At 35.0% G+C, this 19,994-nt stretch carries 10 protein-coding genes; 6 read left to right on the plus strand and 4 right to left on the minus strand.

What is annotated here, in order from left to right; all coding sequences use genetic code 11:
- Positions 1–2 precede the first annotated feature (2 nt).
- From DK441_RS19270 to DK441_RS19285, 4 genes are all read left to right on the plus strand, one after another.
- Positions 3–1,823 (plus strand): sodium:solute symporter family protein, encoded by a 1,821-nt coding sequence (locus tag DK441_RS19270; RefSeq protein WP_109852124.1) that lies wholly within the window; start codon positions 3–5, stop codon positions 1,821–1,823.
- The gene (locus DK441_RS19275; protein ID WP_109852125.1) at positions 1,820–2,914 is read left to right on the plus strand and encodes an acyltransferase family protein; all 1,095 of its coding nucleotides are present in this window, start codon (positions 1,820–1,822) and stop codon (positions 2,912–2,914) included. Before DK441_RS19270 ends, DK441_RS19275 begins: the two co-directional genes overlap by 4 nt.
- A 215-nt stretch (positions 2,915–3,129) precedes the next feature.
- The gene (locus DK441_RS19280) at positions 3,130–5,808 is read left to right on the plus strand and encodes a glycoside hydrolase family 19 protein (RefSeq protein ID WP_160112183.1); all 2,679 of its coding nucleotides are present in this window, start codon (positions 3,130–3,132) and stop codon (positions 5,806–5,808) included.
- A gap of 90 nt (positions 5,809–5,898) precedes the next feature.
- Positions 5,899–8,511 carry a glycosyl hydrolase family 18 protein gene (locus tag DK441_RS19285; RefSeq protein WP_109852127.1) on the plus strand — a complete coding sequence of 871 codons (2,613 nt, stop codon included), beginning with the start codon at positions 5,899–5,901 and terminating at the stop codon, positions 8,509–8,511.
- Positions 8,512–8,863: 352 nt separating this feature from the next.
- On the opposite strand, the gene DK441_RS19290 is transcribed toward DK441_RS19285, so the two are convergent.
- Entirely contained in the window at positions 8,864–9,574 is a 711-nt protein-coding gene (locus DK441_RS19290) for a LytTR family DNA-binding domain-containing protein (RefSeq protein WP_109852128.1), read from the minus strand.
- Between the two features lie 339 nt (positions 9,575–9,913).
- Between DK441_RS19290 and DK441_RS19295 the strand changes: the two genes are divergently transcribed.
- Together DK441_RS19295 and DK441_RS26930 are read left to right on the plus strand one after the other, a co-directional pair.
- Positions 9,914–13,285 carry an Ig-like domain-containing protein gene (locus tag DK441_RS19295; protein WP_109852129.1) on the plus strand — a complete coding sequence of 1,124 codons (3,372 nt, stop codon included), beginning with the start codon at positions 9,914–9,916 and terminating at the stop codon, positions 13,283–13,285.
- Positions 13,286–13,503: 218 nt separating this feature from the next.
- Positions 13,504–16,992, plus strand: coding sequence for an Ig-like domain-containing protein (locus tag DK441_RS26930; RefSeq protein WP_109852130.1), 3,489 nt, complete (start codon positions 13,504–13,506; stop codon positions 16,990–16,992).
- An 88-nt stretch (positions 16,993–17,080) separates the two neighbouring features.
- Here the strand turns inward: DK441_RS26930 and DK441_RS19305 are convergent, their stop codons facing one another.
- The 3 genes from DK441_RS19305 to DK441_RS19315 form a co-directional block, all read right to left on the minus strand.
- Positions 17,081–17,527, minus strand: a complete 447-nt coding sequence (locus tag DK441_RS19305; RefSeq protein ID WP_109852131.1) for a hypothetical protein — start codon at positions 17,525–17,527, stop codon at positions 17,081–17,083.
- Between the two features lie 435 nt (positions 17,528–17,962).
- Positions 17,963–18,916, minus strand: a complete 954-nt coding sequence (locus DK441_RS19310) for a bifunctional helix-turn-helix transcriptional regulator/GNAT family N-acetyltransferase (RefSeq protein WP_109852132.1) — start codon at positions 18,914–18,916, stop codon at positions 17,963–17,965.
- A gap of 218 nt (positions 18,917–19,134) precedes the next feature.
- A complete protein-coding gene (locus DK441_RS19315; protein ID WP_109852133.1) occupies positions 19,135–19,959 on the minus strand; it encodes an OmpA family protein in 825 nt (274 codons plus the stop codon).
- Positions 19,960–19,994 lie beyond the last annotated feature (35 nt).

The raw sequence follows: 19,994 nt of genomic DNA on the forward strand, positions 1-19,994 counted from the left end.
GAATGGAACTTAGTACCTTAGATTATTCAATCATTATATTTTTCTTTTTAACTACTTTGCTTATTGGTATTATAGTTTCGAAAAGGTCTGGTAAAAGCGCATCAGAATATTTTTTATCAGGACGAAGCATGCCGTGGTGGCTATTAGGTTTTTCTATGGTTGCTACCACTTTTTCTACAGACACTCCTAATTTGGTAACCGATATTGTAAGACAAGACGGTGTTGCAGGAAATTGGGTATGGTGGGCTTTTTTATTAACAGGACTATTGACTGTATTTATCTATGCCAGATTATGGCGACGATCAAATGTAAATACAGATATGGAGTTCTATGAGCTTAGATACTCTGGTAAACCAGCGCGTTTTCTTAGAATATTTCGCTCGGTATATCTAGGTGTTATTTTTAATATTTTGGCAATGTCTGGAGTAACATTAGCGGCTATCAAAATCGGGCAGGTAATGCTTGGGTTGTCTGCTATAGAAACGGTAGGTTATGCTGCTGTGGTAACTGTTATTTTTAGTGCTTTAGGAGGATTTAAAGGAGTTGTTTATTCTGATTTTTTATTGTTTTTTGTAGCCATGGCCGGTGCAGTAGGTGCAGCCTATTATTGTGTTAATCTACCAGAAGTAAATGGGTTAGAAAACTTGGTTGCTCATCCCAATGTAAAAGATAAGCTTTCTTTGGTACCAGATTTTGATAATAAAGAAGCACTAATTTCTTTACTGGTTATTCCACTGGCGATACAATGGTGGAGTTCTTGGTATCCTGGTGCAGAACCAGGAGGAGGTGGATATATAGCCCAACGAATGCTCGCTTCAAAAAATGAAAATCATGCAATCGGTGCTACTTTCTTTTTTAATATAATGCATTATGCAATCAGACCATGGCCTTGGATCATTGTGGCGCTTGCATCTTTAGTTGTGTTTCCTGATCTTGCCAGCATTCAAGAGGCTTTTCCCGATGTTACTCAAGATAAATTAGGACATGACCTGGCGTATTCTGCAATGCTTACAAAATTACCCAGCGGACTTTTAGGAATTGTAGTGGCGTCTTTGATTTCGGCTTATATGTCTACGATTTCAACACATCTAAATTGGGGAGCATCCTATATAGTTAATGATGTATATAAACAATTTGTGAATAAAGATGCTACAGAAAAGGCCCAGGTTAATATGGGGCGAATTGCAACAGTTATACTGATGGCATTAAGTACTTTACTTGCCTTGGCACTTACCAATGCGGTTCAAATATTTAAATATATCTTAATGTTTGGAGCAGGAACTGGATTAATTTTTATTCTAAGATGGTTCTGGTGGAGAATCAATGCGTGGAGTGAAATTTCTGCTATGTTTTCTTCTGGTATCATTTCGATTCTAATTAGTGTTCCATATATAAATGGAGTTCTGTTTGGTTCTGATGCTGTAGATGGTATCTTTCCTTCATGGTTTCAGTTTCCATTAGTAGTATTAATAACTACGATCATATGGGTTGCTGTTACTTTCTTAACCAAACCAGATGATGACGATATTCTTTTTAAGTTTTATTCTAGAATTCAACCAGGTGGACCTGGGTGGAGGCACATATTGAAAAAAGCAAAAAAAGAAAACATTGAGATATCTGAAAAACAAGAAAAATGGATGGTACCTTCGGGAATACTGGCGATGCTACTCGGGTGTGCCTTGGTTTATGGTGTTTTGTTTTCTATGGGTAGTTGGATTTATGGAAACATAACACAGGCCATTATTCTTACTACTTTATCTATATTGGCAGGGTTTTTACTTGCAAAAGTCTGGAGACGACTAGGTAAAAATTTAGTTTCATGATAAAGAAACAAAGAGTACAATCTGTTGATTTTTTAAGAGGACTTACTATTATGCTTATGATTCTGGTAAATACACCAGGGGATTGGTCTTATGTGTATACACCATTGTTACATGCAGAATGGAATGGCCTTACCTTGGCAGATTTTGTGTTTCCTTTCTTCTTATTTATTGTAGGGATATCTATATCGTTTGTATACAAACATAAAAAAGCGGATAGCACTATATATAAAAAAATCTTAATACGTAGCCTAAAATTGATTGCACTAGGCCTATTTATCAATGTATTTTTGCCTTATTTTCCTTTCATAGAAACAGAATCTATACGTCTACCTGGAGTACTACAGCGAATAGGAATTATATTTTGCATAGCCTCGATATTGTATTTGAATTGTAATCGAAAACAACTGATTTTTATTGCAGTTACTATTCTTGTTGGGTATTGGATATGGTTGGCATACATTCCATTACCTGATGGGATTTCTCCTACACTAGAAAGGGGATCAAATAACTGGGCTAATTATCTGGATTACGTATTGCTTAAAGGGCATATTTGGAAACCAGATTATGATCCAGAAGGTATACTTAGTACATTACCGGCTATAGTGACAACAATTACCGGGATTTTTGTTGGAGAGGTTTTGGTAAGTACAGCAAAACGAAAACTTGTTTTGTTAGCTATAATGGGAGGAAGCTTTATGATCATAGGATATTTGTGGAATATCTTTTTTCCGATTAATAAAGTGTTGTGGAGCAGTAGTTTTGTATTGGTTACATCGGGCTATGCTACTATGTTTTTAGTACTGTTTCATTATTTTATGGATCATAAAAAACATGATTTTGGCAACCTTGTGAAATATGTAGGAGCCAATGCAATTATTATCTATTTTTCTTCTATGATACTTGCTAAATCTTTTTATTTGATTAAAATCGATTCTCAAACTTCGGTGCATCAGTTTCTTTTTGAAACATTTTTTGTACACCCATCGATTGATAAACCGTTGTCCTCTTTTTTTTATGCATTGGTTGTTGTTGGTTTCTACACTCTTCTGGCATATTTTTTATACAAGAAAAAAATATTTATTAAAGTTTAAATAACGATAATAAACTTTAACTACCCCGATTTGGTTTTTTAATACCAAATCGGGGTAATTTTATTTCACTTATTGTCAATATGATGGTTTTTGTGTGCTAAAAAGTGTCACTCGTATAATTTATTTCTCCAAGAGGACGCAAAAGTGGTATTTTGAGATCAGGGTTTTTAATAACTTTAAGATAACCAGCGACTTAACACAAAATTGTTTTAACAATGACACACAAACTCACTACTCCAAAAAACCAACAGGTTTTATGCAGGAAATCATGGATAATGATTTTTACTATATTACTTTTTACTATTCACCTAACCTTTTCTAACGATGATAATACATATCCCGGGATATCAAAAATAGTTGATTCTTTCTCTCTGGATAAGTCTTTACCTGTAAACCCACTATATCAAGTTAATGATTTGATAAATAAAGATTTATGGAACACTTTGTTTCCGTATCGTTTTGGTGCCAAAGACACAGGAGGTGGTGTTTGGGTACTAGACCCAAAAGATGATTTTTATACTTTCGAATCTTTTATCGAGGCCATTAATAGAATGAGCAAAATCGAAGTGACCTTTGAAAGAAGATGTGGTACGAACGCTTATAGAGTTACACGTACTGATAAGACTACAGGTGTATCAAAAGTGATTCGAACCGATGTAGATTTTGATGCACCAAGAAATGCTGATAAAGAAATTGTTACCAAAAAAGTAGATTATGGATCTTTTTTAGGTGAAGGAAGCCTTGAAACCAGAAAAAGAGAAATCACAGCTTTTTTTGCTAATATCTCTCATGAGACTACCGGAGGGTGGTCAACTGCTCCCGGAGGACAATTTTCTTGGGGGCTACACTTTCGTGAAGAGCCTACGAATGCTTCTTATGCTTCTCCGGACACAAATTATCCTCCAACTCCGGGAAAATCATATAAGGGAAGAGGCCCTATACAGTTATCTTACAATTATAATTACGGTCCTGCCAGTGAATTCATATTTGGAGACAAACAAATACTTTTGGATCATCCAGAAAAAGTAATAGAAGATGCTGCTTTGGCTTTTCAGACTGCTATTTGGTTTTGGATGACGCCTCAATACCCCAAACCATCTGCTCATGATGTAATGGTGAACAAATGGACTCCTAATGAGCTAGACAAAACCAAAAATAGAATTCCGGGACTTGGGATGACTGTAAATATCATTAATGGGGGCGTAGAATGTGGACAAGGTACAGAAAAGCCTCAGGTGTTAGATAGAATAGGGTACTATGAAAGATTTACAGACATCTATCAAATAGGAACAGATATGGATGGGGTTCATGATCTTTCTGATTGTGGATGTAAAGATATGGCTAGGTATGGTGGCGATGCTGCCGACCTTACAGCAGAACCTTGTGCACAAAAACCTCAGGTAACATTTACAACTCCCAGAAATAACCAAATGTTTGAGCAATCTACATTTTCTCCAATTTCCGTAAGCTTATCTATAGATGAAAAAAATACAAAACTAGTAAGTGTTACTACAACTGTAGGAAATCAAACTTTTGATGGAGTAACCTTCAGTTGGACACCGTCTAGCTATACGAATCATGTTTTAAGTGCTAATGCGGTATTCGAAAATGGTACTACGGCAACATCAGGAATTAAGGTTATTATTTGGGATGGAATAAATCTTGACTGCCAGGAAGTGCCCGAATGGAATGCATCGAGGATTTATAAAGACAAGAATAACTATGTAAAATATAATAATAACGTCTATAAAAACAAATGGTATGCAGATAGCAGTAATGTCCCTGGAAGTGATACCGTATGGGAATTTGTAAAAGAATGCGGTGTTTCTAATGGGAGTAGTCCTGTAATAACATGGGAATCACCAGATAATGGGCAGGTCATAGAACAAAAAGAGCTTGCCCCGATTACTTTAAAAGCCAGTGCTACCGATACCGATGGAACTGTTCAATCTTTTATTTTTAAGTATAATAATACTAGTATTACTCCTGCCTCTTCAGGAAGTAACTATACCGCTAGTTTTACGCCAACTGCGTTTGGAGAAATTACGATTACAGCATCTGCCACAGATGATCAAAATAATACCTCAGAAAAAGCAATTTCTTTTACTGTCAAAGAAAAAACAACAGGAGGAAATAATAAACCTCCCGTTGTTAGTATTACTTCTCCGGGAGATAATGCCTCTTTTGAAGAAGGCACTTCGATTCCTATCACGGTAAATGCATCTGATAGCGACGGCACCATCGCGAAAGTAGAATTCTTTAATAATAATAGTAAAATAGGAGAAAGTAGCGCTAGCCCTTTTAGTTATACATTCGAAAACGTTATAGTAGGAAATTACTCGTTAACGGCAAAAGCAACAGACAATAAAGGGGCATTTTCAACCTCTGCAGCAATAGCAATTACAGTAACTAGTGGTGGAGGAAATGGAAATTGTGCGAACATACAACAGTATGTTGCAGGTACTTCTTATGGATTAAATGATGAGGTAATAAATGAAGGAGAAAAATTTAGTTGTGATATTCCGGGATGGTGTTCATCTGCAGCAGCATGGGCATATGCCCCCGGTACAGGAGCGCATTGGCAAACAGCCTGGACAAAAATCGGAGCTTGTGGTAAAAGTGATTCTGAAATAACTTCAAATAACTACTCTGTTTTTCCTACTGTAACTCAGGATATTGTGAACTTTAGAATAAAAACAGATAATACATCATGGGTTAAGATCAACCTATATCATCTTTCTGGAAAATTGATAAGTACACAATCATTTAATGGAGTCCAGGCAAAGACACTAAAATCATTTACACACGATCTGTCAAATCTCAAAAATGGTCTTTATGTATTTAAAATATATATAAATGACGATGTTTATTTTGAGAAAATCCTTAAAAATTAACTGCTAAGGAACTATTTCGGGTAGTTTTTATTACTGATTTAACTACCCGATTATACATATAAAAACTCGAATTAATTAATCACACTAATCATGAAAAATTTTTATACATTTTTGTTTATGTTTTTTTGTGCGCTATTGATGCATGCACAATACAATTTTCCTACCTGCTCAGCAGAGTGGGATGCAAGTAAAGTCCCTTATAAACAAGGGCAAGAAGTTTCTTATAATAATATTAATTATAAGTGTAAATACTATACTAATGATGCTCCGGGAGCCGGCTCCTGGGAACTAATAGGACCATGTGGAGATGGTGGATTAGGCCCTGATTATTCTGGTAAACAACGAATCATAGGGTATTTGCCTACCTGGGTTGCTGATTATGATATCAAAAATAAATTTAATCCAGAGGTAGTAACACATCTTAATATTTCTTTTTTGATGTTTAAGCAAAATAATAACGATTATAATAGTTCAAACTTTGCTTCTATATCTTTTGATGAGTTTCAATCTAGAAAAGTAGATTCTGTTCTTAACGATTTGGGAGTTCTTCAAAAAGCTAAAGCCAAAGGAGTAAAAGTATCTGTTGCATTAGGAGGAGCTACCGATTATGCGTTCTTATGGTTAATGACCAAATATCAAAACAACGATAGTAAACTAGATGAAATTGCAACATTGATTGCTAATTATGTTACTCAGAATGATTTGGACGGTGTTGATTTGGATATGGAATGTTGGTGGGCAGATCCAGCCATTAGTGGGACTTCAGATCAGGGAGGAAGAGTGAGAGGAAGCAAATGGGGAGATGCAGATAAAGGCCCTCACCCTGCAGGTATTGGATTAACAAAATTAAGTCAGAAACTAAGAGCTAAAATACCTAATAAATTAATTACAGCAGCTGTATTCGGAACATCTTGGTATGGAAATAACTATGATGATGGTATGGCGGACCATATGGATTGGATTGGTCTTATGTCTTATGATTTTACAGGATCATGGGATAAATCTCCAGAAGGACCTCATTCTTCTCTTTATAAAGTAGAACCAGGGACTTATCAAGGACAAACAGCAGATAATCCAATTTATTCTGCGCAAGATGCATTAGAATATTGGATGGGATTTGCTCCACCAGCCTGGAATCATGCAGGAGGTTTTAATGTGCCAAAAGCCAAATTAGCTTTCGGACTACCTGTGTATGGTTACGATTTTTCTGAAAAGAAGCCTAATGGAGGAAATGGAGCCAAATTTGTTCCTTATAAGGATATCATAAAAGATTTTGCTAATGCAGCAACAAGTTATGACCCTAAGGATCCTAAAAAGTTAAGAGGATACGTAGGAGAAAATGGAAAAAAAATATATTATAACACACCAAAATTAGCTGGAGAAAAAATAAAATATTCTAAGCAGTATGGGCATCAGGGGTTAATTATATGGGAACTTACACAAGATACCGATTATAATTCGTCTTCAAGTATTCTTAAAGCAGTAAATGAGGCTGCAGGAAACACCGATCCTATAAACAATTCACCAACAGTAGTGTGGGAAGCTCCCACAAATGGACAAGTTATCGAATTAACAGAATTGTCTCCGATAGCATTGAAAGCCAGTGCTACAGATTCCGATGGCACCATTCAATCTTTTATGTTTAAGCATAATACGACTAACATTAGTGCTACAGCAAATGGAAGTAGCTATACAGCCAGTTTTACTCCTGCAGCATTTGGTGAAGTAACGCTCATTGCTTCTGCTACAGATAATAAAAATGCAACTTCAGAAAAGACAATTGTTTTCACAGTAAAAGAGAAATTAGTGGGAGGTAATACGCCTCCATCTATAACTCTAATCGAACCAAAAGATTCGGATGTTATAGAACAAACAGCATTGTCATCAATTCAGTTAAAAGCTACGGTGACAGATGATACCCAGGTAAGCTCTGTTAAATTTATTGTAAACAATATTGAAATTACTCCATCTGCAAATGGTACTCAATATACTACAGATTGGACTCCTGGTGCTTTTGGTGAAGTATCTTATAAAATTATGGCTACAGATAATGAAGGACTATCTACAGAGACGGTTGTTATGTTTACCGTGAAAGAAAAAGTAGTGGGAGGAAGTTGTGATGGAATAGCAGAATGGCAAGCTGATAAGATATATGCGACAGCAGGACAAAAAGTAAGTTATAACGGTAATCTCTATACCAATAAATGGTGGACGAAAGGAGAGACTCCGGGAAGTAGCTCTGTATGGGAATTTGTTTCTAGTTGTGATGGTGGTTCTGGTAGTGGAGATTTTTGTGGATACTCACAGTGGATAGCATCAATTGCTTATAATAGTGGAGATCAGGTATATCATAGCCAAAAAATCTATAAAGCCAAATGGTGGACAGAAGGTGAGACTCCTGGTAGTAGTTCTGTGTGGGAGTTTGTTTCAGACTGTGTTCAGAGTAATCCAAATATGTCTTCTGTTGCATTTCAAACATTGGTAGATGATGTTATAAAATATCAGATAACAGTTTCTGAAGTATCATGGGTAAAAATTGATGTGTATGATATCTATGGTAAATTAATGCATACAAAATCTTTAAGAGAATATACGGGAAGTAGAGATTTTACACAAGATTTATCGACTCTTAAAAGCGGAATTTATATCTATAAAATTAATATAGGTGGAGAAGTAATTACCAAAAAAGTAATTAAAAAATAAATCAAAAAAACGTTTAAAACTTTCAGAAATATATTGAATAATAGAAAATTGCCAAATAATGGGTCTAGGACGCATTGATTCGCTAACACAAGCTCAACGATTTTTTTATCAGTGTATTCTAAGACCCTGATTTGGCAGATTCATTGACAGTAATATAAACTCTACAATTTCATTGATATGAAAACAACAATTCGGTTTATTGCAGAATTGATAGGCAACAAAAATGAAGGTTTAGTTAGAAAATACGGTGCTAAACAATATACCGATTAAAATTTTGTTTGTTATGTTGTGAATAGATGCTAGTCATTTATACATACTAAAGATCCGGGATATACCCGGATCTTTTTTTGATTTAAACGGTAACCCCATTTATGATTTTACCTTTAACCTTTTTTATATAATTTCTTCCCATAGGAAGTAATTTATCATCGATTTCGATACAATTTTTATCAATTGCCTTAATTTTATTAATGGCGATAGTATATGATCTGTGGATTCTTATAAAAAGATACTCTGGTAGTAGCCTGGTAATTGCAGATAAATTGTAATGCGTTACATAATCTTTATGATCTGTTTTTATGATAACATAATCTTTAAGGCTTTTTATATATAAAATATCTTCAAAATATATTTTTATCATTTTTTTATCTACTTTAATAAAAATGTGATCTTCTAATGAAGATGTATATGGCAATCTGTTTACCGTATTTAATGTCCTGGATATTTTGTGTAAAGATTTTACGAGTCTCTTCAAAGAGATTGGTTTTATTAAATAATCTATAGCTCCTAACTCAAATCCTTGTACAGCATAATCTTCATCAGAAGAAATTATAATAATAAGAGGAGGGTTGTGTATGTTTTTAATAAATTCTAATCCATTAACCATAGGCGTATAAATATCTATAAAAACTAAATCAATCGAATTTTCACAAATAAAATTAAAAGCATCAACAGCATTATTACAAACAAAAACTACCTCGAAATGTTCAAAATGTGTCAAGTGTTTTTTTAAAGCACTGATAGCTAACGGGTCATTGTCTACAAGTAAACATCTTACTTTCATTCTATAGTCTTTTAGGGATTATTCTATAAATAAATAGTAGTTATTTACTCTTTTTTTTATGAATAAATCTTACTTCCTATCTGGGTATGTAACCAGATTTATTCTTTTTTATTGTTTTCTTTTTAAAAGGTTTTTTTAAGATAATCTCTTTTTCCTATAGAAATTATAGAATATGAGTAAAATGCATCTTATTCCTGTTTTTCTTCTGAAAATCTACAGTTTTAAGTCATTCAGCTAATTAGTTTTTTTAAACCCCGAGTTCTTTCTATTTTTTCATTGAAAACTACAACGTTTTCGTAAATAATAACACAAACCATTTATAACTTAAGGTAAAAAATTATGAAAAAATTAAACCAAACTTTTAAGGCTTGGTGTTTTCGAGATTTGTATCTGAAAACATCTTTGCTTTTCATTTTTATGTGCGTTTCAAGCATTGCTTTTGCACAAGTGAACACAGGAGGGAGCGCTACGACTTCTAATCATCAGAAACAAGTTATTGGCTATATAACTAACTGGGATGCATGGAAAACCACCACAGCAGGAGTTCCTGCTCCGGGAGCTTTAACTCATCTTAATATTGATTATTCTAAATACACTATTCTTAACTATTCATTTTTTGGAGTAGCCAGAGATGGTTCATTACATAGTGGAGATCACAGAAATAAAAATATTTATCAGGATGGAGTAACACAAGCACCAGCAGATCTGTTTTTTACAGATTTATATAGTAGTTGGGATTTACACCTCTTATTCGGGGAGTTAGAATATGTAAACTATGTAAATGCTGATATAAAAGCACGCGCAGAAGCTCAAGGCTTTCAAGTAGAAGTTGGGGCTAGTACCTGGACACATCCTGTCTGGGGATTAAGTGGCGGATTGCCATTACCTCTTAAAAAAGAAAATGGGGCATTAGGGTTATTAGATCTTGCCCACCAAAAAGGAGTAAAAGTAATGGCATCTATAGGTGGATGGAGTATGTGTAAACATTTCCCAGAAATGGCTGCAGATCCTGTAAAAAGAGCAAAATTTATTGAAGACTGTAAAAGATTAATCAATATTGGTTTCGACGGAATTGATTTAGACTGGGAATATCCTGGACCATTTTCAGGAATGAATTTTACAGGTAGTCAGGCAGATTTTGCAAATTTTGAATCTTTACTACAAGAAATTCGTAATGCTATAGGGCCTACAAAATTAATTACATCTGCTATGGCTGCAGATCCAAGAAAACTGGATGGATTTAATTGGTCTGGAGTAGCTGCTAATATGGATTATTTTAACATGATGACTTATGATTATAATGGTGGTTGGTCTAATAAAGCAGGACATAATGCACCAGTATATCCGTATACAGGAGCAGAAGTACCTTTCTTTAACTGGCAATCTACATTAGAAAAACTTGTTGAAGTAGGGGTTCCTAAAAACAAAATATGTTTTGGAGCTCCGTTCTACGGTAGAGGTGTAGTAACAGAAGGAACAGCTGATCTTAATGCAACAACAGTAAAACGATCAGAAACTGTACAACCCGATGGACCCATACAAACCGCTGCAGATTATACAAATTGGCCAAAAGAAGTGTATGATGGTACTCCTAATTACTTTTTTATCAAACAAAAAGCCTTATCTCCTAATAGTGGTTGGACCAGAAAATGGGATAACGAAGCTAAGGTTCCTTATTTGGTAAATGGTAAATACTTTTTAAGCTATGATGATGAAGAGTCTATTGCTATTAAAGCGCAATTTATTAATGATAATGGGCTTGCCGGAACTATAGTATGGACAGTTTATGGCGACTTGGAACTTGGAGGTACAGCTACTTCTTTTGGTAGAAAACTTAAAAGATGGTCGGATGTGAAATCTCCATTAGTTAACAAAATAAATGAAGTATTTGCCAATGGAGGTACAGGAGGAAATGTTTCCCCTACTGTTATTATTACAGCACCAGCAAATAATTCTACTTTTGCCGAAGGCGCAACAATAGCTATAACGGCTAATGCATCTGATAGTGATGGAACGATCTCTAAAGTTGAATTCTATAATGGTAGTACAAAATTAGGAGAAGACACAACATCACCATACGAATATTCGTGGTCGAGTGTTCCTGCAGGTAACTATACAATAACGGCCAAAGCAACAGATAATGGTAATGCCACCACGACTTCTTCTGCCGTTTCAGTATCAGTTGGTAATAGTACAAATACGCCACCAACGGTAAATATTACTTCTCCAAATAATAATGATTCTTTTACAGCTGGAGTGTCAATAGCTATAACAGCTAGTGCATCAGATAGTGATGGAACGATCTCTAAAGTCGAGTTTTATAACGGAACCACAAAATTAGGAGAAGATACCAGCAGCCCTTATGGGTATACAATTTCTAATGCATTAGCAGGTGATTATACATTAACTGCCAAAGCAACAGATAATGAGAATGCAACGACAACTTCTACTACTATTTCTATAACAGTTACTAGTGATACAGGTGGATGTACCAATATACCACAATATACTGCGGGTACTTCATATAGCAAAGATCAGGAAGTACAAAACGAAGGCGGAAAATTTAAATGTAATGTTCCGGGATGGTGTTCTTCTGCAGCAGCTTGGGCATATGCGCCTGGTACAGGAGCTCATTGGCAAGATGCATGGTCAAAAACAGGTGATTGTGGTGGCGGTACTCCTAATGCGAGTCCTACAGTAAGTATTACTTCACCAAGCGATAATAGCTCATTTCAAGAAGGAGCGTCTGTAACAATAACTGCTAATGCAGCAGATGCAGATGGTACAGTATCCAAAGTTGAATTCTATAACGGTAGTACAAAACTAGGAGAAGATACTTCTAGCCCTTACGAATATGTTTGGCAAAATGTTTCTGCAGGAAATTATGTGCTAACTACCAAAGCAACCGATAACCAAGGAGCATCGACCACATCTTCTGTAATAAACATTACAGTTAATGGGGTTAATAACACTCCTCCAACGGTTGCAATTACTTCTCCAAATAATAATGATTCTTTTGCTGAAGGGACTTCAATCTCTGTTACGGCAAATGCTTCTGATAGTGATGGAACTATTTCTAAAGTTGAATTTTATAATGGAGCTACAAAACTGGGAGAAGATACTAGTAGTCCTTATGCATATACAATTTCTAACGCATCTGTAGGAAATTATACGTTGACTGCCAAGGCTACTGATAATGGTGGAGCTACTTCAACTTCTTCTGCGATATCAATTTCGGTAACTGCAGTTGGAAATGGTAATTGTGGAGGATTACCACAATATACTGCGGGTACTTCATATAGCAAAGATCAGGAAGTACAAAATGAAGGCGAAAAGTTTAAATGTAATGTTCCAGGATGGTGCTCTTCAGCAGCAGGATGGGCTTATGCACCTGGTACAGGAGCTCATTGGCAATTAGCTTGGTCTAAAACAGGAGACTGTACAGTAAGAAATTCTGCGGTTAGCGTATTTCCGAATCCTACTGAAAATGGTATCATAAATGTGATGATAAATTCTGGAAAGTCTAACTCTAAATTTAGATTTGAAGTACATTCCCTTAGTGGAACTAAATTATTAGATTTTGAAAATAATGTGATGAATGGGAAGAATGGTAAGACATTTAATATTAGTTCTCTAAAAACTGGTTTGTACTTATATACGATTACTATAGGAAAAGAAAAGGAATATGGTAAGATGAAAGTATCAAATTAATTTAAAATAGTTTTTGTAACCATAAAAGGGTATTTCTTCTACTCTTTTATGGTTACTATTAAGAATCTTATTATATAAATTACGATTACAGATCTTTTGATGGGGTGAATAGAATACTATTTATCAACCCGTTGTGCGTATTGATGTTTTTGAATCTCAAAATTCGTCAATTCGAGTGCTTCTATATTTCGATATAACACTTAAATACCAGTAAAACCATGTTTAAAAAGAACACAAACTCAGTAAATTTTATTAGAATTAATTGCTCATGGCGGCAGTTAGTTTGTACGACCTTATTTCTAACAGTATTTCTATCTGTTTTCCCCCATGGCACAGTAACATATCCCCCAAGCCGTGTTTGGAATTGTTTTCAGGAAGATCCTGAAAGTCCAGATTCTGCAGCTTGTATTGCAGCAGTAGCCTCTCATGGCACACAGCCATTATATGATTGGAGTGAAATTAATCAAGCGAATGCTAATGGTAATCATCAGCAATATGTGATGGATGGAAATCTGGCTAGCGGTGGCAGGCCTGAAAAATATGGAGGCATGGATCAAGTTAGATCCGATTGGGTGTCGACAAAAGTTTCTCCAGGACCATTTACAGTAACTTGGACAAATCATGCTCCTCATGCAACTGCTTATTATGAAGTTTATATAACCAAAGCAAGCTGGACACCCGATCAGCCATTAACGTGGGATAGCCTTGAACGTTTAGTACGAACACCTCCAAGTGGAGCAGAAAGGATTGTTAATATTCCGGTAACACTTCCTGTTAGGACAGGTAAACATGTTATTTATAGTGTTTGGCAAAGATCAGACAGTCCAGAGGCATTTTATTCGACTAGTGACATCAATTTTGATGGAGGAGGTACTGATACACAGGCACCTTCTGTTCCTACTGGTCTAGGTGCATCAAATGCTACACAAACTACAGTAGATCTTGCCTGGAGTGCTGCTACCGATAATGTAGCTGTAACGGGATATGATATATACCAGGGAAATACTATTGTTGCTACCGCAACTGGTACTTCTCATCAAGTAACTGGATTAACAGCAAACACCTCGTATTCTTTTAGAATAAAAGCAAAGGATGCTGCAAATAATCAATCTGATTTTAGTAATACTACAACTACAACTACACTTCCTGATACCGGAGGAGGAAACTGTACAGGAATACCACAATATGTTGCAGGTACTTCATATAGTAAAGATCAGGAAGTACAAAACGAAGGAGAGAAATTTACATGTAATATTCCGGGATGGTGTTCTTCTGCTGCGGCTTGGGCATATGCACCTGGTACTGGCGCCCACTGGCAAGATGCATGGTCAAAAACAGGAGATTGTACCGGAGGTACTCCTAATATGAGTCCTACCGTAAGTATTACTTCTCCAAATAACAATAGTTCGTTTCAAGAAGGAGCATCTGTAACAATATCTGCTAATGCATCAGATGCAGATGGTACAGTATCTAAAGTTGAATTTTATAATGGTAATACAAAACTAGGAGAAGATGTTTCTAGTCCTTACGAATATGTTTGGCAAAATATCTCTGCAGGAAACTATGGAATAACTACCAAAGCAACCGATAACCAGGGAGCATCGACCACATCTTCTGTAATAAATATTACCGTTAATGGAGTTAATAATACTCCTCCAACAGTTACGATTACTTCGCCAAATAATAATGACTCTTTTAACGAAGGGACTTCAATCTCTGTTACTGCAAATGCTTCTGATAGTGATGGAACTATTACTAAAGTAGAGTTCTTTAATGGAGCCACAAAACTGGGAGAGGATACTAGTAGTCCTTATACATATACAATTTCTAACGCATCTGCAGGAAATTATACATTAACAGCTAAAGCTACTGATAATGGTGGAGCTACTTCAACTTCTTCTGCGAGATCAATTTCGGTGACTACAGTAGGAAGTGGTAATTGTGATGGATTACCACAATATGTTGCAGGAACTTCATATAGTAAAGATCAGGAGGTACAAAACGAAGGAGAGAAGTTTACATGTAATATTCCTGGGTGGTGTTCTTCTGCAGCAGCATGGGCATATGCACCAGGTACTGGAGCTCATTGGCAAGATGCTTGGTCAAAGACAGGTGATTGTGGAGGAGGAACAGGAGGTGCTCCTGTAGTAAATATCACATCTCCTTCAAATGGAGCAACATATACTGCTGGTAGTTCTGTTGTTGTTAATGCAACTGCAACCGATGACGGAACCGTTACTAAAGTAGAGTTCTTTAATGGTACTACAAAACTAGGAGAAGATACTACTAATCCGTATTCTTATACAATTACCAATGCACAATCTGGTAGCTATTCTTTAACTGCAGTAGCAACCGATAATGAGAATAATCAAACCACTTCTGATCCAGTTGTAATTAGAAGTAGTACAGGAGGAGGAAATAATAATTTACCAGGAAAAATATTGGTTGGGTACTGGCATAATTTTGATAATGGCTCTACTACTCCAAGACTGAGTGAAGTATCCAGAGATTGGGATGTGATTTGTGTTGCATTTGCAGAACCTAAAGCAGGAAGTACAGCCGATATGCAATTTAGTCCGTATAGTATTTATAATGGAAATACTCAGGCTTTTATAGATGATGTTGCTACTGTAAAGAGTAGAGGACAAAAGGTACTAATTTCTATCGGAGGAGCTAATGCAAGAGTAGAATTGAATAATGAAGCTGAAAAGAATTTATTTATAAGTTCTATGACCAATATTATCAATACATATGGCTTTAATGGATTGGATATAGATTTAGAAGGAAGCTCTCTTTCACTGGATAGCGGAGATTCTGATTTCAGGAATCCAACTACAGCAAAGATCAAAAATCTTATTGCTGCTACAAAAGCTATTAGAACCAATATAGGTGCAAATAGATTTATATTAAGTATGGCTCCGGAAACAGCGTATGTACAAGGAGCTTATGGAAATTATTCTGGAATTTTTGGAGCATATTTGCCTGTAATTCATGCATTACGTAATGAAATGGATTATATCCATGTTCAACATTATAATACAGGTTCTATGTTTGGTAGAGATGGGAAAATATACCAGCCAGCCACTGCAGATTTTCATGTGGCTATGGCAGAAATGTTAATTACTGGTTTCCCAGTTGCACAAACTGGACTTACATTTCCCGGACTTAGAGCAGATCAGGTTGCTATTGGATTACCTGCTACTACTCAAGCAGCAGGAAGCGGATATACTTCTGAAGCTGTTGTACAACAAGCACTGGATTATTTGATTAAAGGAACCTCTTATCCAGGAAGAACGTATACTACCAGTTCTACGTATCCTAGTTTTAGAGGTTTAATGACTTGGTCTATTAATTGGGATTTGGTAAATAATTCTACTTTTTCTTCAAGTCATAGGGCATATTTAGACGGATTAGGTGCCAGAGCTGCTAATGCACAAAATAGTATAGGAAAAGTATTTCCTAATCCTATTTCTGGAAATATAATTAATGTTGCCTTAGATAGCGCTATTTCTAAATCAGGTTCTGATTATTTCAGATTCCAGATATTTAACACTAATGGAATTGAAGTTTATAGTTTTGAAAATGACAGACTTCAAAGAGGAGAAAGTGTTAAGAGTTTTGATATCGGTGAACTAGAATCGGGAATGTATTTTTATACGATTTCAGTTTCCAAAAACAAGACAACAGGTAAAATAATTAGAGAGTAATTTATTTTAATTTTCTAAGTGTATTATTTAAAATGGAGTCCAGATATCTGGACTCCATTGTTTTTGACTTAATTTTCTTAAAAAGGATTTACTCAATTCTACTGTAGTTTTCGGCAAGTGTATATTGCCCGTTTTTATCGATATTAATTTGTTGATAAGAGTTAGAATCCATCATTAGTTCAAATCTAAAAACTTGAATAGTGTCTACGATTTTCATCATTGGCCCCGAAGCATATTCTAAGCGTTCTTCGAGCACACCATCTTTAATTGAGTAGGTGCCATAACCAAACCATTCGTTATTGTCTTTTGGATCAAAGCGGGTCCACATCACTTTTTCTTTGCTATACATTTTTACCTGGCGATATCCATTTTGATTTAAAATAGTATCACTTATTTGGTTATCTTCATAAAGAAATTGATGTTTAAGTTCCCAAACACCTTCAAGGTTATAAGGCTCAATATCGGTAGTTTTATTCTGCCGTGTAACAGTAGAAAAAAAGCACACCCCTAATAGAATCAGTACTAAGGTTTTCATGATTGAGAGGTTTAAAGTGAGTATCTTATTAAGTTACGAAAAAAAGGCGAGATAAAAAGAACTTGATTTGCTTTTGTAGTGTTGTTAAAATATTGATTTTAAGTAATCTATATATGATCAGGTAGTTGGTTTTATTTCTTTCGATATTTATGAAATACATTGGTTTTCCAAAGAAATTGACGTTTCTTTTTAGGAAAGAATAGTTTTGTAATTATTGTTTTTCTTACTTGTATTATGTATTCGGTTTATTCAAATCTTTAATTTCTGAATGAGAATATAGATTCAAATTATTATTTTTAAGACCTGAATTGAATATCCTAAAGAAATATCAGGCTATGATTCGGCGTGGAGGAGCTGAGGTAAAACATGTAAACAAATCCATTATGAAAGGATTTTAGATTCAACTCCTGCCAACGCCGAGATTATAGCCATATTTTAGTCTAATATCAATTCCATTTGGATATTACATCGCTCGTATGGAGTTGAGTGCCCCGCTACTTTATTAAACCCTAGTTTGTGATACAGGTTAATTGCAGGCTTTAGTACGGTATTACTTTCTAAATATATTTTTTGCGCATTTAATGATTGTGCTTTTTTAATTATAGCTTTTCCTAATAACCAACCTATACCTTTACCTTTTGCTTGTGGAGAAACAGCCATTTTGGCAAGCTCAAAATCGTAATGAGGATCATCCATTTTTATCAAGGCACATACACCAACAGGTTCTTTCTCGTATAATGCAACTAATATTTTACCCCCTTTATCCAAAATGTATTCTTTTGGCTGGTCCAGAGATTTACGATCCGTTTCTTCCATCTTAAAAAAGGTAGTGATCCATTCTTCATTGAGGTTCTTGAATGGGATTCTATATTTGTCTTCGTAAGGAACGATTTCAACTTTTTTTATTTCTCTAAGTTTCTTTTCTTCTTTTACGCGGTGAAACATTGATTTTTGATCCAAAAGAAATTCAAACTCTTCAATAGCATGCCACATATTGTGTCTGCTTTGATTTAAGGTAACTTCTACAGCTTTTTGTACATCGGTATATTGATCTTTAATATGATTTGCTATCTGCCGTCCTTTGGGAGCCAGTTCGATATTATTTTTTCTCCCGTCGTTTTTATCTTTCTTTTCGCATAAAATTTGTGCTTTAACCATTTCCCGAACAATTTTGCTTACAGAGGGATGAGAGTGACCAATTTCATTGGCTATTGCAGTAATAGATTTCTCACTATTCTGAGATAGAACATAAAACACAGGAAACCATTTTGGCTTTAAATCCACATCATACATTTCATAAATTTTCGTAGCATCTTCTGTCATCTTTTCGCTTAACATTCTAAGCCTGGTGCCAATTGCTATTATACCAATATTGTCAAAAAAATTCATTTGCATAATTAATTACGTAATCAGTTACGTAAATATAATAATTTACTTTCTTTTTTCAAAATGAATTCATTTTTCCGAAGATATTGTGATAGGGGTAAAGGACTACAAAGCAATTTGAAACCTTATATTTTGTTTGTAGTTTATGTGTTGGATTATTTCATAAAAGAACCCGGTCACATACATGAACCGGGTCTCTCTTTATAAAACAGTAATGTTTTTTACTTTTTGGATCCGTTTTTCATGTTTTCTTTAACAAGTCCATAGAACTCATCAAATTTTGGATCAATTATAATTCTGGTAGCAGTTTCTATACTTTGCGAACCATATTCGCTTTTTCCCAGAACATCCATTCTTTTTGGGTCCACTTTAAAATCATTTTGTAGAGTCCTTACTACCGATGCAGCTTGCTTTGTACTAAGATCCCAATTATCGCTAATACTTTTGTCTTTAAAATTAATTGCATTGCTATTTCCCTCGACAATGATTTTTAAATCGGGTTTCGCATTTAAAGCATTTGCTATTTTTTCCAAGACACCTTTTGCTTTATCTTCAATAACACAATTATTATCATCTTCACCAAACAGTAATGTATTGGCCAAAGTAATTAACACAGCGCCATTTTGTACGGCAATATTAGCATCACTACCAAGTGTATTTTTTAAAACTGTTAACGTTGCCAGTTTGGTAGAATCGGTTTTACCAATAGCATCGTTTATAGCCTTAATCTGTTTATCTTTTTCCTGAAGACTTTCAAGAGAAGTTTCTAAGTTTTTAGCTTTCTGATTAGATAATTGGGTAAAACTACTCATATTGGTCAAAAGAGAAGCATTGGTCTCTTTTAGATCTTTTACTTGTATCTCCATTGTTTCAACCTGAGTTAATGTTGCTTTTTCTTTTTTACGAGAATCATTTAACTCAGCTTCGGTAGTTTTTAATTCCTTTCTTAGCTTATTTATTTCTTCAAGAAGGTCCTTTTTTTTCTGTGCATGAATAGACAAAGTCGAAATAGACAATACACAAACAAATAAAATAATTTTTTTCATCGATCTTTAATATGATTTGTTGCAATTGCTAAAGT

This window comes from Aquimarina sp. AU58 (assembly GCF_900312745.1).
GTDB lineage: Bacteria > Bacteroidota > Bacteroidia > Flavobacteriales > Flavobacteriaceae > Aquimarina > Aquimarina spinulae.

Coding starts and splice junctions, on each gene's coding strand:
- DK441_RS19270 (WP_109852124.1), top strand. CDS start 3: ATGGAACTTAGTACCTTAGATTATTCAATCATTATATTTTTCTTTTTA.
- DK441_RS19275 (WP_109852125.1), top strand. CDS start 1,820: ATGATAAAGAAACAAAGAGTACAATCTGTTGATTTTTTAAGAGGACTT.
- DK441_RS19280 (WP_160112183.1), top strand. CDS start 3,130: ATGACACACAAACTCACTACTCCAAAAAACCAACAGGTTTTATGCAGG.
- DK441_RS19285 (WP_109852127.1), top strand. CDS start 5,899: ATGAAAAATTTTTATACATTTTTGTTTATGTTTTTTTGTGCGCTATTG.
- DK441_RS19290 (WP_109852128.1), bottom strand. CDS start 9,574: ATGAAAGTAAGATGTTTACTTGTAGACAATGACCCGTTAGCTATCAGT.
- DK441_RS19295 (WP_109852129.1), top strand. CDS start 9,914: ATGAAAAAATTAAACCAAACTTTTAAGGCTTGGTGTTTTCGAGATTTG.
- DK441_RS26930 (WP_109852130.1), top strand. CDS start 13,504: ATGTTTAAAAAGAACACAAACTCAGTAAATTTTATTAGAATTAATTGC.
- DK441_RS19305 (WP_109852131.1), bottom strand. CDS start 17,527: ATGAAAACCTTAGTACTGATTCTATTAGGGGTGTGCTTTTTTTCTACT.
- DK441_RS19310 (WP_109852132.1), bottom strand. CDS start 18,916: ATGAATTTTTTTGACAATATTGGTATAATAGCAATTGGCACCAGGCTT.
- DK441_RS19315 (WP_109852133.1), bottom strand. CDS start 19,959: ATGAAAAAAATTATTTTATTTGTTTGTGTATTGTCTATTTCGACTTTG.